The following is a 21,793-nucleotide window of genomic DNA, read 5'->3' on the forward strand; positions in this document are numbered from 1 at the left end:
CGCTCAGAACAACGCGCGCGCGAGCCCCGCGCGCAGCGTCTCCTCCGCATGGCGCAGATCCTCGGGCGTGGAGAGGTGGAACCACACCCCGTCATGCACCAGGCCGAAAAGCCGCCCCTGCGCCGCCGCACGGTCGTAGAGGCGGTTCAGGCTGAAGGCCCCGCCGGGTGCGTCCGCGAAGAGGCCCGGCGCCAGGATCTGCACGCCGGCGAAGAGGTAGGGCGCGATCTCGCGCTCCTTCGGCCGCCGCATCCGCCCGACCGGATCGAGCAGGAAATCGCCGCTGCCGACCGCGCCCTCGACCTGGGTGGTGCGCACCATCAGCAGCAGCGCATCCATCGCATCGGGATCGAAGGCGGCCGAGAGGCGCGTGAGCGCGGGCGTCGGCCCGTCGAGCCAGAACGCATCCCCGTTCACCACGGCGAAGGGAGCATCGCCGAGCCGCGGCAGCGCCATCGCCACGCCGCCGCCGGTCTCGAGCAGCGCCTCCTCGCGCTGTATCACGATCTCGGGCCGCGTGCGCCGGGCCATGGCGGCGACGATGCTCTCCGCATACCAATGCGCGTTCACCACGGCCCGCGCGACGCCGGCCGCCTCCAGCCGGTCCAGCGCATGGTCGAGCAGCGAGCGGCCGTCGAGTTCCAGCAGCGGCTTCGGCCGGTCGTCGGTCAGCGGGCGCATGCGCGTGCCGAGGCCGGCGGCCAGCACCATGGCATGGGTGAGCGTGATCATGCGGGCTCCGTCACGGCCACGGGGTTGCGGCGCAGCGCTGGCGGCACATGCGCGTCCAGGAACTCGCGCAGAGGACGCGTCGCCGGGTGTTCCAGCGCGGCGCCGAGCAGCCGCCAGCAGCGCGGTCCATGCACCAGGTAGTGCGGCTTGGCATCGCGCCGCGCGAGGCGCACCCACAGCGCGGCGACGCGCAGGTGCCGCTGCGCCGCGCAGGCGGCAAAGGCGGCCGCGAAGGCCTCGCGGTCCAGGCCGCCGCGCGCTTCGAGGTAGCGGGCGACGACCGCCGAGCGGATCTCCGGCGCGACGTCGCGGCGCGCATCCTCGACGAGCGAGACGACGTCATAGGCCGGGTGCCCGAGCGCGGCGTCCTGGAAATCGAGCAGCCCGGTCCGCCGCGGGCCGTCGCGATCGTCCAGCCGCATCAGGTTGGCCGGGAAGTAGTCGCGATGCACGAAGCCGCGCTGCTCGGCGTGCGGCGCGAGCATGGCGCGCAGCGCCTCGTCCAGCCCGGCGCGGAGCTGCGCATCGGCGGGCGCGCCCATCGCCGCGGGCCACCACCAGTCGAGGAAGGTCGCCGCGGTGGCGCGCGCCATCGCGGCCGCGTCCCAGGCCGGCAGGTTCGCGGGCGGCGCGGCCTCGTGCAGGGCGGCGAGCGTCTCCGCCGCCTCGAGATAGAGCGGCAGCGGATCGGCGCCGGCATCGAGCAGCGCGGCGTGCGTCGCCTCCCCGAAATCCTCGATCAGCAGGAAGCCCGCCGCCTCGTCCGCGGCGATGATCGCGGGCGAGGACAGGCCGATGCCGGCGATGTGGCGGGCGACGCGCAGGAAGGGGCGGACATCCTCCGGCGGCGGCGCGTCCATCAGCAGCGCGGGAAGCGGGCCGCCGGACAGCCGCGCATAGCGCCGGTGCGACGCATCGGAGGGCAGCGGCGAAAGCATCGCGGCGCCGAAGCCCGCGGCAGCCAGGAAGGCGCGCGCGTCCCTCATGCGGCGAGGCGCGCGAGGCGCGCGAGGCGCGCATCCCAGCCCGAGAGCACGGCCCGGCGCGCCTGCTCGGCCGCGCCGGGCGCGAGCGCGATGCGCAGGGCATCCGCCGGCGCCTGTTCGCCCAGGCGGTCCGGCCATTCGACCAGGACGATGCCCTCCCGCGCCTCCTCCCAGCCGAGTTCCGCAAGCCCCTCGGGGCCGTCCAGCCGGTAGAGGTCGAAATGGTGCGCCGGGCCCGCCGGCAGGTCGTAGGACTGCACCAGAGTGAAGGTCGGGCTCGGCACCTCCAGCGCCGGATCGCCCGCGGCGGCGCGCAGCACGGCGCGGGCGAGTTCCGACTTGCCCGCGCCGAGCGGGCCTTCCAGCAGCACCGCATCGCCCGCGCGCAGCAGCCCGGCGAGGCGCGCCGCAAGCGCATGGGTGGCGGGAAGGTCGGGCAGGTCCAGCGTGAGGGTCCGCGGCATGGCGAGGGGGCTGCCCGCTTTGATCCTCGGGCGGTTCCGTCTATCACGCGGGGCCAGAGTCGGGGGAGTGCCCATGGCGGCCGTCATCGAAACGGATGTCGCGATCATCGGCGCAGGGCCGGTCGGCCTGTTCGCGGTGTTCGAATGCGGCATGCTGCGCATGAAATCCGTGGTGGTGGATGCGCTCGACGCGGTGGGCGGGCAATGCAGCGCGCTCTACCCCGAGAAGCCGATCTTCGACATTCCGGCCCACCCGCAGATCGAGGCGCAGGCCCTGATCGCCGCGCTGGAGAAGCAGGCCGCGCCCTTCACGCCGATCTACCTGCTCGGCCGGCGCGTGGAGCGGCTCGAACGCGCGGACGGGATGCTGACGCTCGGCACCAGCGCGGGCGACACGATCCGCTGCAAGGCCGTGATCATCGCAGCCGGCGCGGGCGCCTTCGGCCCGAACCGCCCGCCGCTGGACGGGCTGGCGGGCTACGAGGCCTCCGGCGCGGTGCGCTACATGGTGACGCGGCGCGAGGATTTCCGCGGCAAGCGCGTGGTCATCGCCGGCGGCGGCGATTCGGCGGTGGACTGGGCGCTCAGCCTCAAGCAGGTGGCGGCGCGCGTGACGGTGGTGCATCGGCGCCCCAAGTTCCGCGCAGCCCCGGAGACCGCCGCGCAGCTCGACGCCGCCGCCGCGCGCGGCGAGGTGGAGATGGCGATCCCCTATCAGCTCCATGCGCTGAAGGGCGACGGAAGCACGCTCGAAGCCGTGGTGGTGGCGACGCTGAAGGGCGAGGAGAAGGCCATCCCCGCGGATGTGCTGTTGCCCTTCTACGGGCTTTCCATGGAGCTCGGCCCGATCGCGCAATGGGGCCTCGCGCTGGATCGCAACCACATCGCCGTGGAGCCCGCGACCTGCGCGACGAATGTCGAGGGCGTCTTCGCCATCGGCGACATCGCGACGTATCCGGGCAAGCTGAAGCTGATCCTGCAGGGCTTCAGCGAGGCGGCGATGGCGGCGCACGCCATCCATCCGCGAGTCTTCCCCGGGGAGGCGCTGCACTTCGAGTATTCGACGACCAAGGGCGTTCCCGGCGGCGACTGACGCCGGTCAGAACAGGACGGAGGGCAGCCAGGTCGCGAGGCCGGGGAAGGCCATGACCGTCGCGAGGGCGAGGATCTGCAGCAGCACGAAGGGCACAACGCCGCGGTAGATGTCCCCCGTGCCGACCCATTCGCGCGCCACCCCGCCCAGGTAGAAGAGCGAGAAGCCGAAAGGCGGCGTCAGGAAGCTCGTCTGCAGGTTCAGCGCGATCAGCACGGCCAGCCAGATCGGGTCTATGCCCATGGCGAGCAGCACCGGCCCCACGATGGGCACGACGATGATGGTGATCTCCACGAAATCCAGGAAGAAGCCCATCAGGAACATCACCGCCATCACCGCGAGCAGCGCGCCCCACTGCCCGCCGGGAATCGCCGAGAGCAGCTCCTTGACCGTCTCCTCGCCGCCCAGGCCTCGGAAGACGAGGGAGAACAGCGTCGCGCCGATCAGGGTGGCGAAGATCATCGCCGTGATCGTCATGGTGGAATGCGACACGGCCGGGAGGATGCCGGCGCGGAAGGTGCGGACGAGCGCGACGATGACCCCGGCCGACAGCCCCGCCACCAGCACCGCCGCGACGCCGAGCGCGATGCGATCGGCGAGCGGCGGCTCCGCCCGGCCCAGGCGCAGGTCGAACAGCGCGCCGAGCACGACCAGCGCCACGGCGCAGAGCGCGCCGAGCAGGATCGGCCAAGCCCGTCCCTCCTGCCGCAGCCCCGCGAGCAGCGTCGCGCCGATGGCGCCCACGGCCGCCGCCTCGGTCGGCGTCGCAACACCGGCGAGGATCGAGCCCAGCACTGCGACGATCAACACGATGGGCGGGACGAGCGCGCGCACGAGGTCGCGCGATGCGACGCGCCCGGCCTCCTCGCGCGGGATGGCGGGCGCCATCTCGGGCCGCAGGAAGGCGAGGACGAGCTGGTAGAGGATGTAGAATCCCACCAGCATCAGCCCCGGCACCATCGCCCCGGCGAAGAGCTGCCCGACCGAGACGGTCTCGACCGAGAACTTCCCCTGAGCGAGCTGCGCCTGCTGATAGGCCGCGGAGATGACCTCGCCCAGGATGACCATGACGGTGGAGGGCGGGATGATCTGCCCGAGCGTGCCGGCCGCGCAGATGGTGCCGCAGGCGAAGCGCTTGTCGTAGCCGCGGCGCAGCATCGCGGGCAGCGCCATCAGCCCCATGGTCACCACCGTCGCGCCGACGATGCCGGTGGAGGCGGCGAGCAGCGCGCCCACCACGGAGACGCTGATCGCGAGCCCCCCGCGCACCGTGCCGAACAGCCGGCCCATCGCCTCGAGCAGTTCCTCGGCGATGCGCGAACGTTCGAGCATGATGCCCATGAAGACGAAGAGCGGTATGGCGACCAGCGTCTCGGCCGTCATGGTGCCGAAGATGCGCTGCGCGAGCGCGGCCAGGAGGAAGGTGTCGAACACGCCGAAGGCCACGCCCAGCGCGCCGAACACGATGGCGCAGCCGGTCAGCAGGAAGACCACCGGGATGCCGGTGAGGATCAGCAGGCACAGCGAGGCGAACATGAGCAGGTCGAGGACCTGCCCGATGGCGGATGTGCTCATGCGCCGCCCTGGTGCGCGGCGTGCGGCAGGTGCGTCGCGGCACGCCCGGCCAGGACGGCGACGCAGCGGACGCCGATCGAGGCCGCCTGCAGCCCGAGCAGGATCGCCATCAGCGGGATCAGCGATTTCAGCGCCGGCACCAGCGGCACGCCACCATAGGCCATCGGCCCCTCGTTCTGCGCCCAGGATCGCGCCGCGTAGCCCCAGGACGCCCAGACCACCAGCGCGCAGAAGGGCAGCACGGCGACGAGGATGGCAGCGAGATCCACCGCCGCGCGGCGCCGCGCGCTCCAGCGCGCATAGAGCACGTCCACGCGCACATGCTGGTCCACCAGGTAGGTGTAGCCGATGGCCAGCATGAAGAGCGTGGCGTGCAGGTAGATCACGCTCTCCTGCATCATCACGAAGGAGGAGGCGAAGGCGTAGCGCAGCACCACCACCGCGAACTGCACGAGAACGGTGGCAAGCGCCAGCCACATGACGCCGCGGGCCAGCCAGCGGCTCGCGGCGTCATGCGCATCAGCCAGGCGGAGCAGCGCGCGCAGGCTCAACCCCAGCGGATCGGCAGCGCGCGCGCCTGGAAGTTCGCGCCGTAGGACTGCATCATGTAGCCCTGGCTGCGGTTGCGGAACTCCGTGTAGGAATCCGCCACGCGCTTGACCATCGGGTCCTGGTGGCCGCGGAACTCGGCCAGGATCTCGCCGGCCGAGTTGCCCAGCGCGATCAGCACGTCGCGCGGCACCTCGCGCGGGATCACGCCGTGGCGGGAGACGAGCTCGGCCAGCGCGCGCGGATGGTTGGCGTCGTATTCGGTCGTGACCTCCTCGGCCACGCTCTGGCAGGCGAAGCGCACGGCGTTCTTGAGGTCGTCCGGCAGCGCGTTCCAGCGCGCCATGTTGATGCCGATCTCCTCCGCGCTCGAGGGCTCCTGCACGCCCGGCCAGTAGTAGTTCTTGGTCACCTGGTGCAGGCCGAGCGGCGCGTCGGAGAAGGGGCCGAGGAACTCGGCCGCGTCGATCGTGCCCGACTGCAGCGCGGCGAAGATCTGCCCCGCGGGCAGCGTCACGACCGAGGCGCCGGCGCGGCGGAACATCTCCCCGCCGAGCCCCGCGGTGCGGAAGCGCAGGCCACGGAAATCCTCGATGGAGTTGATCTCGCGGCGGAACCAGCCGAGCCATTGCGGGCCGGAATCCCCGGTGTTGAAGGGCTTCACGCCGAAGCGGGCATAGACCTCGTCGTAGAGCGCCTGCCCGCCGCCGTGCATCATCCAGGCCTGCCGCTCATAGACGGTCATGCCGAAGGGGAAGGATCCGAAGAAGCCGATCGCGGGGGACTTCGCGATCCAGAAGGATGGCACGCCGTGATAGAGGTCCGCCGTGCCGGCCGCCACCGCGTCGAAGGCGCCGGGCGCGGGCACCACCTCGCCCGCGGCGAAGAGGCGGACCGTGATGCGCCCCGCCGTCACCGCCCCGATGCGGTCCGCGACCTTCTGCGCCGCGACGCCGGGGCCGGGCAGGTTGCGCGGCCAGAGCGTCACCATCCGCCACTCGATCCGCCCCTGCGACAGCGCCGGCGCGGCGAGGCCGGCAGCGGCCGCAGCCACGCCGCCGGCGGCGAGCATTCCTCGACGGTTCATCGTCACCTCTCCTGCTGGTGGTGCCATTCCTGCACCGCCGCCGGTGCCGCCGCAAGCGGGCTTTCGCGCGCCCTCCGGCGATGCGAGGCTCAGCCGCCACGGGACGGAGGGCGGGTCATGGCCGGTACACGGGAAGGCGCCATCGCTGCGGCGCGGCGGCTGTTCGACGACGGCACCTACCTCGCGCATCTGCGCCGCCTGGTTGCCGTGCCGACCGAAAGCCAGATGCCTGAGCGCCTGCCCGACCTGCGGCGCTACTGCACCGATACCCTGCCATCGGTGATGAAGGGCATGGGCTTCGCGATCCGGCTGCTGGAGAACCCGAGCGCGGGGCGCGGCCCGGCGATGCTGGCCAGCCGCATCGAGGACCCCGCCCTACCTACCGTGCTGGTCTATGGCCATGGCGACGTGGTGCGGGGCCTTGCCGGCCGCTGGGCCGAGGGCCGCGACCCCTGGGCGGTCGGCGAGGCGGGCGAGCGGTGGTACGGGCGCGGCACCGTGGACAACAAGGGCCAGCACCTGATCGCCATCGAGGCGCTGCGCGCGGTGATCGCCGAGCGCGGGCGGCTCGGCTTCAACGCCAAGGTCTTCGTGGAGACCGGCGAGGAGGTCGGCTCGCCCGGCCTGCGGGCCATGCTGCGGCGGGACCGCGCGCTGCTCGCGGCGGATGTCTTCATCGGCCTCGACGGCCCCCGCCAGACCACCTTCATGCCGGAACTGAAGCTCGGCGCGCGCGGCGGAGTCGCCTTCGACCTGGTGGTGCGCCTGCGCGAGCACGCGCACCATTCGGGCCATTGGGGCGGGGTGCTGACCGACCCCGGCTTCATCCTCGCCCACGCCATGGCGAGCATCGTGACGCCGAACGGCAGCATCCGCGTGAAGGGCTGGCTTCCGGAGCGCGTGCCGGAGAGCGTGCTGCAGGCCTGCCGCGGCATCGTCTTCGAGGACATCCCGAACCTGCCCGAGGCCGATCCCGACTGGGGCGAGCCGGGTCTCTCCAAGGCCGAGAAGATCTTCGCCTGGACCAGCGTCATCGTGCTGGCGCAGATCACCGGCCACCCCGACGCGCCGACGAACGCGGTGCAGCCCGAGGCCCGCGCCCGGCTGCAGGTGCGCCACACGGTGGACATCGCGGGCGAGGCGGTGATCCCGGCCCTGCGCGCGCATCTCGACGCCGAGGGCTTCCCGATGGTCGAGGTGGTGCCGGTGATGGAGCGCGACGCCTTCGGTGCCTCCCGCACGGATCCGGCCGATCCCTGGGTCGGGATGGTCGCGGCCTCCATGGCGCGCACGGCGAACCGGGCGCCGAACGTCATCCCGAACTCCTCGGGCTCCAACCCGTCCAACATCTTCATGGAGGAACTCGGCACGCCCGTCATCTGGGTGCCGAACTCCTATGCCGGCTGCAACCAGCACGGCCCGGACGAGCACGCCCTGGCGCCGCTGCTGCGCGAAGGCCTCGGGCTCATGGCGGGGATCTGGTGGGACATCGGCGCGGGTGCCGCGCCGGGCCGGCGCTAGGATTCCCGGAAGGCGAAACCGATCCCAGGCCGGTCGGGCAGCGCCATCGCGCCGCCCTCGGGCACCATGTCCTCGGCGAGGCGCGCGCGCAGGGCGAGCTGCGCGCCATGCATCTCGAGCAGCCCGCCATGCGCGTGCCCGGCCATCATCGCGGCATTGGCGATGTCCCAGCCGCCGGCATGCGAGACCGGCACGCCATGCGCCTCCGCCATCGCCAGGATGCGCATCATGGCGCTGATGCCGCCGCAGAAGGCGGCGTTGCATTGCAGCCAATCCACCGCGCCCTGCACCAGCGCATCGCGGAACCACGCGGGCGACTGCATCATCTGCCCCGCCGCGAGCGGGATGCGGATGGACCGGCGCAGCATGGCCAGGGCCGCGATGTCGTTGTCGAGCACCGGTTCCTCGAACCAGGCGATGTCGCATTCCTCGACGAGAAGGGCGAGGCGCTTCGCATCCGCGACCGTCATGCCGCAATTGGCGTCCAGCATCAGCCACGCTGCCGGGCCGATCGCGGCGCGCACGGCGCGGACACGCGCGGCATCCTCCTCCACGCCGCGCCCGCCTGCGGCGACCAGCATCTTCACGCCACGGAAGCCGGCGGCGACCGCAGAGCGACACGCCTCGACGAGCCGCGCTTCGTCATAGCCGGGCAGGCCGACCGTCGCGTAGCACGGCACCACCTGCCGCGCGCCACCGAGCAGGCGCCACAGCGGCTCCCCGGCTGCGCGCGCGCGCAGGTCCCACAGCGCCATGTCGAGCGCCGAGAGCGCCGCGGTGAAGACGCCGACACCGCCCCGTGGAGCGAACCGCTCCGCGAGGTCGCGCCGGAGGGCCTCGATGTCGCGTGCATCGCGGCCCGCGACCGCCTCGGCCATCGCGCCGCCGAGCAGCGCCGCGACCTGCCCGGCGAGGAACCGTCCCGTCACGCCGCTGCCGACAAGGCCATCCTCGGTAACGATGCGGCAGCGGACGAAGGCGGCCGCGTTCAGCCCGGAGTAGCCGCGCGCGCCCTCCACGCCCGCGAGCTGCTCGATGACGGCTTCGACGCTGCGGATGCGCATGGAGGGCCGGCCTCAGCCGCGCTTGTGGCAGGCGACGAAATGCCCGCCCCTGATCTCGCGCAGCGGAGGCGCCTCGGAACGGCAGGCCCCGGCATCGGCGATGGGGCAGCGCGTGTGGAAATGGCAGCCCGATGGCGGGTTGAGCGGGCTCGGCACGTCGCCCTGCAAGCGGATGCGCTGCCGTTTCACCGTGGGGTCCGGGATCGGCACGGCGGATAGCAGCGCCTCGGTGTAGGGATGCAGCGGCGAAGTGTAGAGCTCCCGCGCAGGCGCGATCTCCACGATCCGGCCGAGATACATCACCGCGACACGGTCGCTGATATGCTCGACCACAGAGAGGTCGTGCGCGATGAAGAGGAAGGTGAGGCCGAACTTCTCCTGAAGGTCCTCCAGCAGGTTGACCACCTGCGCCTGGATCGAGACATCGAGCGCGCTCACCGGCTCGTCGCAGATCACGAGCTTGGGCGAGACTGCGAGCGCGCGCGCGATGCCGATGCGCTGGCGTTGCCCGCCGGAGAACTCATGCGGGAAGCGTCGCATGTGATCGGGAGCGAGGCCGACCGTCTCCAGCAGCTCGACCACGCGCTCCTCGCGCTCCTGCGGCGTCCGGGCGAGGCCGTGGATGATCAGCGCCTCGGCGATGATGGCGCCGACCGTCATGCGCGGATTGAGCGAGGCGAAGGGGTCCTGGAAGATGATCTGCATGTCGCGCCGGAGCGCGATCATCTCCTTCTCGGAGAGCGGCGTGATGTCGCGCCCCTCGAACCAGACATGCCCGGCGGTGGGCTCGATCAGCCTCAGGATCAGCCGCCCCGTGGTGGACTTGCCGCAGCCGGATTCGCCGACGAGGCCGAGCGTCTCTCCCCGCGCGAGATCGAAGGAGACGCCGGAGACGGCATGCACCTCGTTCACCGTGCGCCGGAAGATGCCGCCCTTCACCGGGAAGCGCTTCACGAGATCCTGCACGCGCAGCAGGGGCTGGCTCATGCGGCGATGCTCTCCGCGAAATGGCAGGCGACCTTGTGGCCGGTGGCGAGCTCGCGCAGCGGCGGCTCGGCGCTGCGGCATTCGGCTTGCGCGAAGCGGCAGCGCGCGGCGAAGCGGCACCCCGGCGGCGGGTCGAGCAGCGAGGGCACCGTGCCGGGGATCGCCTCGAGCCGCTTGTGCTCGGTCGCCGCGAGATCGAGCCGCGGGATCGAGCGGATCAGCCCCTGCGTGTAGGGATGCCGGGGTGTTGCGAAGAGCGGGCCGACCGGCGCCTCCTCAACCACCTTGCCCGCATACATCACGACGACGCGCTGCGCCGTCTCGGCCACCACGCCCATCGCGTGCGTGATCAGCAGGATGGCGGTGCCGAGCTTCTCCTTCATCTCGTTCATCAGATCCAGGATCTGCGCCTGGATCGTGACATCGAGGGCGGTGGTGGGCTCGTCGGCGATGATGAGCTTCGGGTTGCAGGACAAGGCCATCGCGATCATCACGCGCTGGCGCATGCCGCCCGAGAACTGGTGCGGATAGTCATGCACGCGGCGCGCGGCGTTGGGGATGTGCACGAGGGAGAGCATCTCGGCCGCACGGTCCATCGCCGCGCGCCGCGACAGACCCTCATGCATGCGCACCGCCTCGGCGATCTGCTCGCCCACCGTGTAGACCGGGTTCAGCGAGGTCATCGGCTCCTGGAAGATGAAGCCGATCTGCTTCGTGCGGATCGCCCGCATCTGCGCGCCCGTCATCGGCACGAGGTCGCGGCCCTGCCAGGTGATGCTGCCCGCAACGATCCTGCCCGGCGGCATGTCGATCAGCTTGAGGATCGTCTTGGCCGTGACGGTCTTGCCGCAGCCGGATTCGCCGACGACGCACAGCGTCTCGCCGGCATCCACGCCGATGTCCACGCCGTCCACCGCGCGCACCCAGCCGTCATCGGTCTTGAAGTGGACCTTGAGGCCGGCGATCTCGAGAAGGCGGGGTGCACTCACTGCACGCGCCTCGGATCGAGGGCGTCGCGCAAGCCGTCACCGACGAAGTTGATGGTCACGACGGCCAGGAAGATCGCGAGCCCGGGAAACAGGGCCCAATGCGGCGCGAAGTCGAGATTGTCCTTCGCATCGAACAACAGCCGGCCCCAGGTCGGGATGTCCGGCGGGAAACCGAGGCCGAGGAAGGAGAGCGTGCTCTCCGCGATGATCGCGGCCGCGACGTCGATGGTCGCGGCCACGATCACCGGGCCGAGCGCATTGGGCAGGATATGGCGCACCACCAGCCGGATGCGGGAGGCGCCCAGGGCGCGCGCGGCCTCGACGAACTCCTTCTCGCGCAGGGAGAAGAACTGCGCGCGCACCAGCCGGGCCACAGGCATCCAGTTGAACAGCCCGATCACAGTGACGATCAGGATGAACACGCCCATCTCCGGCCCCACCACATCCTTCAGGCTGTCGCGGAACAGGTAGATGATCAGCAGCAGCACCGGGAGCTGCGGCAGGGAAAGGAACAGGTCCGTCACCCACATCAGCGCGGCGTCGAGCTTGCCGCCCGCCATGCCGGCGATGCTGCCGATCAGCACGCCGAGCCCGACGGCGACGAACATCGCCGTGACACCCACCGCGAGCGAGATGCGCCCGCCATAGAGCATGCGCGCGAGCAGATCCTGCCCGAGATCGTCGGTGCCGAGAGGGTGCTCCCAGCTCGGGCCCGCAAGGCGCGCGGTGAAGTCGATCTCGTCGATCGGCACGCGCCAGACCAAAGGCCCGATCAGGACCGCGAGCACGAGCATCGCCAGGACGACGGCGCTCACCACCGCGAGGCGGTGCTTGCGGAACCGCCGCCAGGCTTCCTTCCACGGCCCGACCCGGGGCCGCGAGGCCGCCGCAGGGCTAGCGGTAGCTGATGCGGGGATCGAGCCAGCCATAGAGGATGTCCGCAACCAGGTTGAAGAAGATCACGAGGGCCGACAGGACGAAGGTGACGGCCATGATCACCGGCGTGTCGTTCGCCAGGATCGCGCTGATCAGCAGGGAGCCGATGCCGGGCACGCGGAAGATCTGCTCGGTCACGATCGCGCCGCCGAACACCGCGGGCATCTGCAGCGCGACCAGCGTCACCACCGGGATCATGGCGTTGCGCACCACGTGGCGCATGGTGATGCGCGATTCCGGGAGCCCCTTCGCACGCGCCGTGGTCACGTGGTCCAGCCGGATGACGTCGAGCACGGCGGAGCGCACGTAGCGCGTCCAGGCCGCGCCCTGGAACAGGCCGAGCACGGCGACCGGCATGATCGACTGGCGGATCTGCTCCCACCACCATTTCCAGCCGGTGGCGTTGATGTTCGCGTTGTAGACGAAGGGCAGCCAGTCCAGGTAGATCGAGAAGAACAGGATGAACAGCAGGCCCGTGAAGAAGGTCGGCAGCGAGAAGCCGATGAAGGCGAGCGTGTTGGCGATCTGGTCGAAGATCGAGTAGGGCCGCGTCGCCGAATAGACGCCGACCGGCAGCGCGATGCACAATGCGAGAACCTGCGAGGCGCCGATCACTGCGATGGTTGTCGGCAGCCGCTGCAGGATCAGGTCGTCCACCGGGATGCGGCTGACGAAGGAATAGCCCCATTCGCCGCGCAGCATGGCGGCTAGCCAGCTGAAGTAGCGGATGTGGATCGGGTCATCCATCCCGAGGCTCGCACGCAGCTGCTGGCGCACCTCGGGCGGGATGGCGGGATTCGTCGCCAGTTCCTCGAAGGGATCACCGGGCGCGAGCGCGAGCACGGTGAACAGGATCACGCTGATCCCGAGCAGGCTCGGGATCGCGATCAGAAGGCGACGGATAAGGTACTGGGTCACGCGGGCAGGATCAGGTCTCGCGGTACCAGCTGTTGAGCAGCCAGAAGGTGTTGTCCCAGGCGCTCAGCACGGGGCGGATGTTGTTCAGGCTGGCGCTGACCAGCGGGCGGCGGACCAGCGGGATGATGTGGTTGCTGCCCACGATCAGGTCGTTCATGCGGATGAACAGCGCGGCACGCTTCACAGGGTCGAGTTCGTTCTCCGCCTCGCGGAAGATGCGGTCGTACTCCTCATTGCGCCAGCGGACGATGTTGCGGCCCTGCCAGTTGTTCGCCCGGGCGGAGATTTCCCACGACACGTATTGGTTCATGAACAGCTGGGGGTCAGCCTGCGTCATGGTCGTGGTGTACATCTGCATGTCGGCGTAGAACTTCGTGTAGGTGTCGGGGTTCGCCACATCCGCCGAGAAGAAGACCGAGGCCGTCACCGACTTCAGCTCGAGGTCTATGCCCGCACGCTGCGCCGCCTGCTTGTAGATTGCCTGGGTGCGCTGGCGCGGCGCGTTGACCGAGGTCTGGAAGACGAAGCGCAGACGCACGCCGTCCTTCGCTCGGATGCCGTCGCGCCCGCGCGCCCAGCCGGCGCGGTCGAGGATCTCGTTCGCCTTCTGGATGTTGAATTCCCAGCGCATGTTGGGCGAACGGAACCGCGGCGGGTTGTTGAGGAAGTTCGCCGTCGCCGGGCCACCACGGCCGTAGATGAACTGCTCGAGCGCGTTGCGGTCGATCAGCAGGCTCATCGCCTCGCGCACGGTGGGGTCGCGGAAGGCGGGGTGCTGGGTGCTGATATGGGCGCGCTCGCCGTCCACCTCCCGGTTCGGATCGGTGGCGTTGAGCTGCACGAACTCGATGTTGCCGCCCTCGACGATGTTCACGCGGCCACGCCCGGCCGCTTCCAGGCGCTTGAGGATCTCGTCCTCGACCTGCAGGTTCCAGGCATAGTCGTAGTCGCCGGTCTGCAGCACCGCGCGCGCGGCCGAGACCGCATCGCCGCCGCCCTTCACCTCCAGCGTGTCGAAGAACGGCCGGTTCGGCATGTGGTAGTTCGGGTTGCGCTCGGCGCGTAGCGTGTCGCCCGGCGCGAAGCTCGCGAAGCGGAAGGCGCTGGTGCCGACGGGGCGCAGGTTGGCGGGCGCGTCCCGCGCATTCGCGCCGTTGTAGTCCTTGAACAGGTGCTTCGGGATGATCATGCCGCGCGAGGCGACGAAGGCATCGGCCCAGAATGGCGTCGGGCGCTGGAACTCCACCCGCACCGTGTAGTCGTCCACCTTGACGACATTCACGTCGCGATAGCTGCCCGAACTGACGCCGGCCACCGCGGGATTCTTCGCGTATTCCCAGTTGAACACGACATCGTCGGCGGTGAAGTCCTGGCCGTCATGCCACTTCACGCCGCGCTTGAGCTTCCAGGTGACCTCGCGCCCATCCTCGCGCAGGCCGCGATTCTCGATCGAGGGAATCTCGGCAGCAAGGATGGGATAGAGCGTGCCGTCCGCCGCCCAGCCGGCCAGCGGCTCGTAGAAGACGCGGCTCGCATCCTGGTTGGTGGTGCCGACCGCGAAATGCGGGTTCAGCAGCGTCGAGGCCTGCCAGTAGAGGATGCGCAGCGGCCCGCCGCCGCCCGCGCGCGTGGGCCGGTATTCGGGTACCGACTGCGCCGCGGCCGGCGCCGCCCCGGTGATGGCCAGAAGCTGCGTCGCCATCGGCGCCGTCAGGCCCAGCGCGGCCATCCGCCGCACGAATCCGCGCCGGCTGAGCGTCCCGCGCTTCACGCGGCCGATCATCTGGCGGAGATCGTCTTCCGTCATGCCCACTCTCCCAAACCTGCCAGGATCGCTGCGCCGGCGCGTTCCGCCGGTCGCCAACCCCCGGCGAACCTCTCCATGAAACGAAGGTTACCGCAACCCCGCCGGCGGCGCATACCCCTTTCGTTCCGCCGCCCGCGCGGCATCGGCCGGCTCATACGCGATGCCAGTCGCGCAGCAGCCAGAAGGTGTTGTCCCAGCCGCTCAGCACGGGCCGCAGATTGTTCGCATGCCCGTTCACGAGCTGCGGATTGAACAGCGGGATGACGTGGTTGCTGCCCACGATCAGGTCGTTCATGCGAATGAACAGCGCGGCGCGCTTGACCGGGTCCATCTCCCCCTCGGACTCGCGGAAGATGCGGTCGTACTCCTCGTTCCTCCAGCGCGTGATGTTGCGCCCCTGCCAGCGGTTCGCCTGGCTCGCCACTTCCCATGACGTGAACTGGTTCATGAAGAGCTGCGGATCGGCCTGCGGCATGGTGGTGTTGTACATCTGCATGTCCGCATAGAACTTCGTGTAGGTGTCGGGGTTGGCGACGTCGGAGGAGAAGAACACCGACGCCACAACCGACTTCAGCTCCATCTCGATGCCCGCCCGCTGCGCCGCCTGCTTGATGATGGCCTGCGCCCTCTGCCGCGGCGCGCTGACCGAGGTCTGGAACAGGAGGCTCAGCCGCCGCCCGTCCTTCACGCGGATGCCGTCGCGCCCGCGCACCCAGCCGGCGGCGTCGAGGATCTCGTTCGCCCTCTGGATGTTGAACTCGTAGCGCATATTGGGCGAGCGGAAGCGCGGCGGGTTGTTCAGGAAGTTCGCGGTCGCCTCGCCGCCGCGGCCGTAGATGAAGCGCTGGATCGAATCGCGGTCCACCACCAGCGCCACCGCCTGCCGCACCGCCGGGTCGCGGAAGATCGGATGCTGCGTCGAGGGATGAGACCGCTCGCCATCCACCTCGCGCGCCGGGTCGGCGGCGTTGAGCTGGATGTGCTCGATCGCGCCGGTCGGCAGGAAGCTCACCTGGCCGCGTCCGGCCGCCTCGAGGCGCTTGAGGATCTCGTCATCCACGCGCAGGCTCCAGGCGAAGTCGTAATCGCCCGTCTGAAGCACCGCGCGCGCGGCCGAGGCCGCATCGCCCCCGCCCTTCACCTCGATCGTGTCGAAGAAGGGCCGCCCCTGCGCGTGGTAGGCGGGGTTCGCCTCGCCGCGGAGCGTATCGCCGGGCTGGAAGCTGACGAAGCGGTAGGCCCCTGTGCCCACCGGCCGGATGTTGGCCGGCGCATCGCGCGAGGCGGCGCCCGTGTAGTCCTTGAACACATGGCGCGGGATGATCATGCCGCGCGATCCGACGAAGGCGTCCGCCCAGAACGGCGTCGGGCGCTCGAACTCCACCCGCACCGTGTAGTCGTCCACCTTCACGACGTTCACGCCGCGATAGCTGCCGATGGTCACCGCCGAGGTGGCGGGGTTGCGCCCATATTCCCAGTTGAACACCACGTCGTCGGCGGTGAAGTCCTGGCCGTCGTGCCACTTCACCCCGCGCTTGAGCTTCCAGGTGACGGCGCGGCCGTCCTCGCTCAGCCCGCGGTTCTCGACCGAGGGGATCTCGGCGGCGAGGATCGGGTGCAGCGTGCCGTCCGACGCCCAGCCCGCGAGCGGTTCGTAGAAGACGCGGCTGCCGTCCTGGTTGGTGGTGCCAACCGCGAAATGCGGGTTCAGCAGGGTCTGCGCCTGCCAGTAGAGGATGCGCAACGCGCCCCCGCCGCCGCCGCGCACGCGCTGCGGAAAGGCGGGCACGGCCTGCGCGGCCGCCGGCGCGGCGCCCGTGACGGCGAGGAGCTGCGTCGCCATCGGTGCGGTCAGCCCCAGCGCCGCCACGCGCCTGACGAAGCCGCGCCGGCTCAGCGTGCCGCGCTTCACGCGGCCGATCAGCGAGCGAAGATGGTCCTCGGTCATGGCTCTCTCCCCGGAAGGCGGCCGCAGACGCGGCCGGCGCCCGCCGGGGAGCCTAATGCGGCGACGGCGTCCCCCGCATCAGGAATCCCTCAGCCGCCGCCGAGTTCCTGCTCCACCACGCTCACCCAATAGGCGACGCCGAGCGGGATGATCTCGTCGTTGAAGTCGTAGAGCGGCGTATGGACCTCCGGCGAGCGCCCATCTGGCCCGGTGCCGGCGCCGAGGAACATGAAGGCGCCGGGCCGCGCCTCGAGCATCAGCGCGAAATCCTCGGCGCCGGTCACGGGCGATATCGTCGTGACGGCCTTCTCCTCGACGACGGCGCGGGCGGCGCGGAACGCGATCTCGGTCTGCTCCGGATGGTTCACCGTGGCCGGCGTGCCGCGGCGATAGGTGACATCCGCGGTGACGCCGTAGGACGCAGCAAGCCCCGCGGCGAGTTCGCGGATGCGGCGTTCGAGCAAATCGCGCACCGCCGCCGTGTAGCTCCGCGCCGTACCAGTGATCGTCAGTTCTGCCGGCATGACATTGGGCGAGACGGGCGAGCCACCCTGGATCGAGCCTACGCTCAGCACCGCCGAATCCAGCGCCGGGACATTGCGCCCGATGATGGTCTGCAGCGCGAGGACGAAATGCGCCTGCACCACCGTGACGTCGGTGGCGAGATGCGGCGTCGAGCCGCCATGCCCGCCGGTGCCGCGGAAGGTGACGATGAAGCGGTCCGAGGCGGCGAGCGCGGGGCCCGGCCGCGTGCCGAAGACGCCCATGGGCATCCGCGGCGCGTTGTGCAGCCCATAGACGGCATCGCAGGGAAACCGCTCGAAGAGGCCGTCCTCGATCATCGCGCGCGCCCCGCCGCGGCCCTCCTCGGCAGGCTGGAAGATCAGGTGGACGGTGCCGGCGAAGTCCCGGTTCCGCGCGAGCCAGCGCGCGGCGCCCAGCAGCATCGTGGTGTGTCCGTCATGCCCGCAGGCATGCATCACGCCTGCGTTCCTCGACGCATAGGGCTTGCCGGTCTGTTCCGTGATCTGCAGCGCATCCATGTCGGCGCGCAGGCCGACGCTGCGGTTGCCCGGCCGCGTGCCGCGGATGGTCCCCACCACGCCGAGCTTGCCCACGCCCTCCGTCACCTCGATGCCGAGGGCGCGCAGCTCCTTGGCGACCAGCGCGGCCGTTCGCGTCTCCTCCATGCCGAGCTCGGGATGGGCGTGGATGTCCTGCCGGATGGCCGCGAGTTCCGGCAGCCAGGCCTTGACGCCTTCGATCACGGGGTTGGTCATGCGACAGGGTCCTCATGAGGATGGTGGCAGGCGACCGCGGCCTCTTCCGCGGACGCGGCGAGTTCGGGCCGTTCGCGGCGGCACCGCTCGCTCGCGCGCGGGCAGCGGGGATGGAAGGCGCATCCTGGCGGCGGCGCAAGCGGGGAGGGCAACTCGCCCGCGATCGGCCGGAAGGAGACGGCGGCATCGTCGAGGCGCAGGCGCGGCACGCTGTCGAGCAGGGCGCGCGTGTAGGGATGGCGCGGGGCCGCATAGACCTGCGCGGCAGGGCCGACTTCGACGATGCGCCCGAGATACATGATCGCCACGCGATGCGAGACGTGCCGCACGACGGAAAGGTCGTGCGAGATGAAGAGGCAGGTGAGCCCCAGCGCCTCGCGCAGCTCCAGGAACAGGTTCAGGATCTGCGCCTGGATGGAGACATCGAGCGAGGCGACCGGCTCGTCGCAGACCAGGATGTCCGGCTTCATCGCGAGCGCGCGCGCGATCGCCACGCGCTGCCGCTGCCCGCCCGAGAACTGGTGCGGAAATCGCGTGGCGACGGCAGGATCAAGGCCCACGCGCGCCAGCCACTCCGCGACGAAGGCCGGCACCCTCGCGCGCGTGACGAGGCCATGGGCGAGCGGCCCCTCGCTGATGATCTTGCCGATCCGCCGTCGCGGATTGAGCGAGGCGAAGGGGTCCTGGAACACCGTCTGGATGCGCGTCGTGGTCTTGCGCCCGCCGCGCATCACAGGGGCGCCGCCGATCCGCACCGTCCCCGAAGTCGGCGGCAGGATGCCCGCGACCATCCGCCCGAGCGTGGACTTGCCGCAGCCCGACTCGCCCACGAGGCCGAGCGTCTCGCCCTGCCGGACGACGAAGGAGACGTCGGTCACCGCGCGCACCGGCCGCGTCTCGACCGCCGCGCCGAGCAGCGCGGCGATGCGGTCGCCGAGCGACAGCCGCGGATCGAAGCGTCGCGTCAGCCCCTCGGCCACCACGAGCCCGGTCATGCCGCCACCTCGATCGGGTGATGGCAAAGGGCGAGGCGGTCCGGCAGCCGCGCCTCGGGCGGCGGCGCGCCGCAGGCGGCATCGGCGCGGGGGCAGCGCGGGGCGAAGGCGCAGCCTGCCGGCACGGCGAGCAGCGAGGGCGCGGTGCCGGGGATCTGCCGCAGCCGCTGGCCCGGAGCGGCCATCGCCGGCAGGCTGTCGAGCAGACCGCGCGTGTAGGGATGGATCGGCGCGCGCAGCACCGCGCCGACCGGCCCCGTCTCGACGATGCGCCCGGCATACATCACCAGCACGCGGTCCGCGAGCGCGGAGACCGTGGCCAGGTCGTGGCTGATCCAGATCAGCGCGGTGCCCGATTCGGCCGCGAGGGACTTCATCTCGGCCAGGATCTGCGCCTGGATCGAGACGTCGAGCGCGGTGGTCGGCTCATCCGCCACGATCAGGTCCGGCCCGTGCAGCAGCGCCGTCGCGATGGCGACGCGCTGGCGCATCCCGCCCGAGAATTCGTGCGGATAGGCGCCGAGCCGCCGGGCAGCGTCGGGGATGCCGACGCGCGCCAGGACCGCGGCGGCGCGCGCGAGCGCGGCACGCTCCGAGACCGCCTCGTGCGCGCGCACGGCGAGGGCCATCTGCGCGCCGATGCTCAGCACGGGGTTCAGCGTCGCCTGCGGATCCTGGAAGACCATCGCGAGCCGCCGGCCACGCAGCGCCCGCATCTCCGCCGGCGGCAGCCCGACCAGTTCGCGGCCGTCGAACCGGATGGAGCCGCCGACGATCCGCCCTGGCGGATCCACGAGGCCGAGCAGCGAGAAGCCGGTGACCGACTTGCCGGAGCCCGACTCGCCGACCAGCCCGAGGATCTCGCCGCGACCGAGCGAGAAGGACACGCCGTCCACCGCCTTCGCCACCCCCGCGCGCGTCAGGAAATGCGTGCGCAGGTCGCGCACCTCGAGCAGCGGCGCGCTCATCGCCGCAGCCTCGGATTGGTCTGGTCGCGAAGCTGGTCGCCGACGAGGTTGATGGCGATGATCAGCACGATCAGCGCGATGCCCGGATAAACCGAGATCCAGGTGCGCCCGCTCATCATGTACTGGAAGCCGTTGGCGATAAGCATGCCGAGCGAGGGCTCGGTCGGCGGCAGGCCGAGGCCCAGGAAGGACAGCGTCGCCTCGAGCGATATCGCATTCGCCACCTGCACCGTGCCGACGACGATCAGCGGCGGCATCACATTCGGCAGCACATGGCGCAGGACGATGCGCGCGGTGGACAGCGGCGTGGCCGCCGCGGCCTCTACGTAGTCCTTGCGCCGCTCGGCGCTGGCCGCGCCATAGGCGGTGCGCGCGAAATAGGCGTATTGCGCGGCGACCAGCGCGATCACCAGCTGTGTCTTGCCCTGGCCGAGCACGGCCACCAGCACCAGCGCGAGCAGGATGGCGGGGAAGGAAAGCTGCAGGTCCACCACGCGCATGATCGCCGTCTCGACCCAGCCACCGGCCTGGGCGGCGAGGATGCCGAGCAGCGCGCCGATGCTCATCGCCACCGCGCCGGCGACAAGGCCCATCTGCAGCGAGATGCGCAGCCCGTACAGGATGGCCGAGAACAGGTCCCGTCCCTGCGCGTCGGTGCCGAGAAGATGCACATACCCCCCCGACCCCACATGGCCCGGCGGGCGCCGCGCGTCCATCAGGTCGAGCCCCGCGAGGTCGTAGGGATCCTGCGGCGCGATCCAGGGCGCGCCGAGCGCGGCGCCGACCAGCACCGCCACCACCAACAGCGCCAGCAGCGCGATGCGGTTCTCGGCATATTCGCGCCAGAAGCCGCTCATGCCGCCGCACCCCCGCGACGCAGCCGCGGATCGAGCAGCGCATAGGAGAGATCCACCACCAGGTTGATCGTGACGAAGAGGAACGCCACCAGCACCAGGTAGGCCACCATCACCGGGCGGTCGAGCGCGGTGATGGAATCGATGATCAGCTTCCCCACGCCGGGCCAGTTGAAGATGGTCTCGGTCACCACCGCGAAGGCGAGGGTGGAGCCGAGCTCCAGCCCGAATACGGTGACGATCGGAATGGCGATCAGCCGCAACACGTGGCGGCGCAGGATGGTGAGGTCGGACAGCCCCGCCGCGCGCGCGAACTTCACGGTGTCGGTCAGCATGATCTCCCGCGTGCCGGCGCGGGAGAGTCGGATCATCATCGCCAGCTTGAACAGGCTGAGGTTCAGCGCCGGCAGCAGCATGAAGGACAGGCCCTCGAGCGTCAGGAAGGACCAGCCGACGCCAAACACCTCCATCACCGGCCCGCGGTCCCCGGCCGGCAGCCAGCCGAGATTGACCGCAAAGGTCAGGATCAGGATCAGCCCGACCCAGAAGGTCGGCACCGAGAAGCCGAGGACCGAGACGGCCATGATGCCCCGCGCCAGGATGCCGTCCGGCCGGTAGCCGGCGTAGATCCCGAGCGGCACCCCGATCAGCGTGCCCGCCAGGACGGCCGCCAGCGCCAGTTCCAGCGTCGCCGGCAGGCGCGAGAGGATCAGCTCCAGCACCGGCATGCCGAACACGAAGGAGGTGCCGAAATCCCCGCGCAGCAGCCGGCCGAGGAAGGCGAGGTACTGCTGCCACAGCGGCAGGTCGAGACCGTAGCGGCGGATCGCCTCGGCGCGGATGTCCTGGGTCGCGTCGGGGGAGATGAGCACGTCGATCGGGTTTCCGATGGCGTGGACCCCGACGAAGACCAGCGCCGACATCGCCAGCATGACGAGGACGGATTGCAGCAGGCGCTGGATGACGTAGCCGAGCATCCGCCCAGTCTGTTGGGCATGGACAGCCGCCGCAAGCCGTCCCTAGCATCCCCCCACCGACAG

General features: G+C 70.7%; 20 protein-coding genes. 2 read left to right on the forward strand and 18 right to left on the reverse strand.

What is annotated here, in order from left to right:
• Positions 1-3: 3 nt before the first annotated feature.
• Genes FHS88_RS00940 through tsaE form a run of 3 tightly spaced genes read right to left on the reverse strand, consistent with a single transcriptional unit; the run spans position 4 to position 2,182 of the window.
• A complete protein-coding gene (locus FHS88_RS00940) occupies positions 4-732 on the reverse strand; it encodes a nucleotidyltransferase family protein (protein WP_184480391.1) in 729 nt (242 codons plus the stop codon).
• A complete protein-coding gene (locus FHS88_RS00945) occupies positions 729-1,718 on the reverse strand; it encodes an aminoglycoside phosphotransferase family protein (RefSeq protein ID WP_184480393.1) in 990 nt (329 codons plus the stop codon). The genes FHS88_RS00940 and FHS88_RS00945 overlap by 4 nt, the downstream gene beginning before the upstream one ends.
• Positions 1,715-2,182 carry a tRNA (adenosine(37)-N6)-threonylcarbamoyltransferase complex ATPase subunit type 1 TsaE gene (gene tsaE / locus FHS88_RS00950; protein ID WP_184480395.1) on the reverse strand — a complete coding sequence of 156 codons (468 nt, stop codon included), beginning with the start codon at positions 2,180-2,182 and terminating at the stop codon, positions 1,715-1,717. The genes FHS88_RS00945 and tsaE overlap by 4 nt, the downstream gene beginning before the upstream one ends.
• 73 nt (positions 2,183-2,255) lie before the next feature.
• Between tsaE and FHS88_RS00955 the strand changes: the two genes are divergently transcribed.
• Positions 2,256-3,275 (forward strand): NAD(P)/FAD-dependent oxidoreductase, encoded by a 1,020-nt coding sequence (locus FHS88_RS00955; RefSeq protein ID WP_184480397.1) that lies wholly within the window; start codon positions 2,256-2,258, stop codon positions 3,273-3,275.
• Positions 3,276-3,281: 6 nt separating this feature from the next.
• On the opposite strand, the gene FHS88_RS00960 is transcribed toward FHS88_RS00955, so the two are convergent.
• The 3 genes from FHS88_RS00960 to FHS88_RS00970 are packed head-to-tail and all read right to left on the reverse strand — an operon-like array spanning position 3,282 to position 6,486.
• Positions 3,282-4,850 (reverse strand): TRAP transporter large permease, encoded by a 1,569-nt coding sequence (locus FHS88_RS00960; protein ID WP_184480399.1) that lies wholly within the window; start codon positions 4,848-4,850, stop codon positions 3,282-3,284.
• On the reverse strand, positions 4,847-5,401 hold the full coding sequence (locus FHS88_RS00965) for a TRAP transporter small permease subunit (protein WP_211842251.1): 555 nt from the start codon (positions 5,399-5,401) through the stop codon (positions 4,847-4,849). Before FHS88_RS00965 ends, FHS88_RS00960 begins: the two co-directional genes overlap by 4 nt.
• Complete coding sequence (locus FHS88_RS00970; protein WP_184480401.1) at positions 5,398-6,486, reverse strand: TRAP transporter substrate-binding protein; 1,089 nt, start codon at positions 6,484-6,486, stop codon at positions 5,398-5,400. The genes FHS88_RS00965 and FHS88_RS00970 overlap by 4 nt, the downstream gene beginning before the upstream one ends.
• Before the next feature lie 117 nt (positions 6,487-6,603).
• On the opposite strand from FHS88_RS00970, the gene FHS88_RS00975 reads away from it, so the two are divergent.
• Complete coding sequence (locus tag FHS88_RS00975) at positions 6,604-8,007, forward strand: M20/M25/M40 family metallo-hydrolase (protein WP_184480403.1); 1,404 nt, start codon at positions 6,604-6,606, stop codon at positions 8,005-8,007.
• On the opposite strand, the gene FHS88_RS00980 is transcribed toward FHS88_RS00975, so the two are convergent.
• The 12 genes from FHS88_RS00980 to FHS88_RS01035 all read right to left on the reverse strand — a co-directional run bounded on the left by FHS88_RS00980 (position 8,004) and on the right by FHS88_RS01035 (position 21,730).
• Positions 8,004-9,071, reverse strand: coding sequence for a mandelate racemase/muconate lactonizing enzyme family protein (locus tag FHS88_RS00980; RefSeq protein WP_184480405.1), 1,068 nt, complete (start codon positions 9,069-9,071; stop codon positions 8,004-8,006). The two genes, FHS88_RS00975 and FHS88_RS00980, sit on opposite strands and share 4 nt — an antisense overlap.
• A 12-nt stretch (positions 9,072-9,083) precedes the next feature.
• Entirely contained in the window at positions 9,084-10,058 is a 975-nt protein-coding gene (locus tag FHS88_RS00985) for an ABC transporter ATP-binding protein (protein WP_184480407.1), read from the reverse strand.
• A complete protein-coding gene (locus FHS88_RS00990) occupies positions 10,055-11,047 on the reverse strand; it encodes an oligopeptide/dipeptide ABC transporter ATP-binding protein (RefSeq protein WP_184480409.1) in 993 nt (330 codons plus the stop codon). The genes FHS88_RS00985 and FHS88_RS00990 overlap by 4 nt, the downstream gene beginning before the upstream one ends.
• Positions 11,044-11,976 carry an ABC transporter permease gene (locus FHS88_RS00995; RefSeq protein WP_184480411.1) on the reverse strand — a complete coding sequence of 311 codons (933 nt, stop codon included), beginning with the start codon at positions 11,974-11,976 and terminating at the stop codon, positions 11,044-11,046. Before FHS88_RS00995 ends, FHS88_RS00990 begins: the two co-directional genes overlap by 4 nt.
• The gene (locus tag FHS88_RS01000) at positions 11,942-12,901 is read right to left on the reverse strand and encodes an ABC transporter permease subunit (RefSeq protein ID WP_184480413.1); all 960 of its coding nucleotides are present in this window, start codon (positions 12,899-12,901) and stop codon (positions 11,942-11,944) included. Before FHS88_RS01000 ends, FHS88_RS00995 begins: the two co-directional genes overlap by 35 nt.
• A gap of 10 nt (positions 12,902-12,911) precedes the next feature.
• Positions 12,912-14,708: a peptide ABC transporter substrate-binding protein gene (locus tag FHS88_RS01005; RefSeq protein WP_184480415.1), complete on the reverse strand. Its 1,797-nt coding sequence runs from the start codon at positions 14,706-14,708 to the stop codon at positions 12,912-12,914.
• 151 nt (positions 14,709-14,859) lie between these two features.
• Positions 14,860-16,656 (reverse strand): peptide ABC transporter substrate-binding protein, encoded by a 1,797-nt coding sequence (locus FHS88_RS01010; protein ID WP_184480417.1) that lies wholly within the window; start codon positions 16,654-16,656, stop codon positions 14,860-14,862.
• 89 nt (positions 16,657-16,745) lie between these two features.
• Positions 16,746-17,936, reverse strand: a complete 1,191-nt coding sequence (locus FHS88_RS01015) for a M20 aminoacylase family protein (protein ID WP_184480419.1) — start codon at positions 17,934-17,936, stop codon at positions 16,746-16,748.
• Entirely contained in the window at positions 17,933-18,931 is a 999-nt protein-coding gene (locus tag FHS88_RS01020) for an ABC transporter ATP-binding protein (RefSeq protein WP_184480420.1), read from the reverse strand. The genes FHS88_RS01015 and FHS88_RS01020 overlap by 4 nt, the downstream gene beginning before the upstream one ends.
• On the reverse strand, positions 18,928-19,899 hold the full coding sequence (locus FHS88_RS01025) for an ABC transporter ATP-binding protein (protein WP_184480421.1): 972 nt from the start codon (positions 19,897-19,899) through the stop codon (positions 18,928-18,930). The genes FHS88_RS01020 and FHS88_RS01025 overlap by 4 nt, the downstream gene beginning before the upstream one ends.
• Positions 19,896-20,756 carry an ABC transporter permease gene (locus FHS88_RS01030; protein WP_184480422.1) on the reverse strand — a complete coding sequence of 287 codons (861 nt, stop codon included), beginning with the start codon at positions 20,754-20,756 and terminating at the stop codon, positions 19,896-19,898. Before FHS88_RS01030 ends, FHS88_RS01025 begins: the two co-directional genes overlap by 4 nt.
• Entirely contained in the window at positions 20,753-21,730 is a 978-nt protein-coding gene (locus tag FHS88_RS01035; protein ID WP_184480423.1) for an ABC transporter permease, read from the reverse strand. Before FHS88_RS01035 ends, FHS88_RS01030 begins: the two co-directional genes overlap by 4 nt.
• Positions 21,731-21,793: the final 63 nt, after the last annotated feature.

It is taken from the genome of Neoroseomonas alkaliterrae, assembly GCF_014199195.1.
Lineage (GTDB): Bacteria > Pseudomonadota > Alphaproteobacteria > Acetobacterales > Acetobacteraceae > Neoroseomonas > Neoroseomonas alkaliterrae.

What these genes read in the sequence shown, in the direction of transcription:
- FHS88_RS01005 (WP_184480415.1), bottom strand. Translation starts at nt 14,708, where the DNA reads ATGACGGAAGACGATCTCCGCCAGATGATCGGCCGCGTGAAGCGCGGG.
- FHS88_RS01025 (WP_184480421.1), bottom strand. Translation starts at nt 19,899, where the DNA reads ATGAGCGCGCCGCTGCTCGAGGTGCGCGACCTGCGCACGCATTTCCTG.
- FHS88_RS00960 (WP_184480399.1), bottom strand. Translation starts at nt 4,850, where the DNA reads ATGAGCACATCCGCCATCGGGCAGGTCCTCGACCTGCTCATGTTCGCC.
- FHS88_RS00945 (WP_184480393.1), bottom strand. Translation starts at nt 1,718, where the DNA reads ATGAGGGACGCGCGCGCCTTCCTGGCTGCCGCGGGCTTCGGCGCCGCG.
- FHS88_RS00985 (WP_184480407.1), bottom strand. Translation starts at nt 10,058, where the DNA reads ATGAGCCAGCCCCTGCTGCGCGTGCAGGATCTCGTGAAGCGCTTCCCG.
- FHS88_RS01010 (WP_184480417.1), bottom strand. Translation starts at nt 16,656, where the DNA reads ATGACCGAGGACCATCTTCGCTCGCTGATCGGCCGCGTGAAGCGCGGC.
- tsaE (WP_184480395.1), bottom strand. Translation starts at nt 2,182, where the DNA reads ATGCCGCGGACCCTCACGCTGGACCTGCCCGACCTTCCCGCCACCCAT.
- FHS88_RS01035 (WP_184480423.1), bottom strand. Translation starts at nt 21,730, where the DNA reads ATGCTCGGCTACGTCATCCAGCGCCTGCTGCAATCCGTCCTCGTCATG.
- FHS88_RS00940 (WP_184480391.1), bottom strand. Translation starts at nt 732, where the DNA reads ATGATCACGCTCACCCATGCCATGGTGCTGGCCGCCGGCCTCGGCACG.
- FHS88_RS01015 (WP_184480419.1), bottom strand. Translation starts at nt 17,936, where the DNA reads ATGACCAACCCCGTGATCGAAGGCGTCAAGGCCTGGCTGCCGGAACTC.
- FHS88_RS00975 (WP_184480403.1), top strand. Translation starts at nt 6,604, where the DNA reads ATGGCCGGTACACGGGAAGGCGCCATCGCTGCGGCGCGGCGGCTGTTC.
- FHS88_RS00980 (WP_184480405.1), bottom strand. Translation starts at nt 9,071, where the DNA reads ATGCGCATCCGCAGCGTCGAAGCCGTCATCGAGCAGCTCGCGGGCGTG.
- FHS88_RS00955 (WP_184480397.1), top strand. Translation starts at nt 2,256, where the DNA reads ATGGCGGCCGTCATCGAAACGGATGTCGCGATCATCGGCGCAGGGCCG.
- FHS88_RS00970 (WP_184480401.1), bottom strand. Translation starts at nt 6,486, where the DNA reads ATGAACCGTCGAGGAATGCTCGCCGCCGGCGGCGTGGCTGCGGCCGCT.
- FHS88_RS00995 (WP_184480411.1), bottom strand. Translation starts at nt 11,976, where the DNA reads ATGGCTGGCTCGATCCCCGCATCAGCTACCGCTAGCCCTGCGGCGGCC.
- FHS88_RS01030 (WP_184480422.1), bottom strand. Translation starts at nt 20,756, where the DNA reads ATGAGCGGCTTCTGGCGCGAATATGCCGAGAACCGCATCGCGCTGCTG.
- FHS88_RS01020 (WP_184480420.1), bottom strand. Translation starts at nt 18,931, where the DNA reads ATGACCGGGCTCGTGGTGGCCGAGGGGCTGACGCGACGCTTCGATCCG.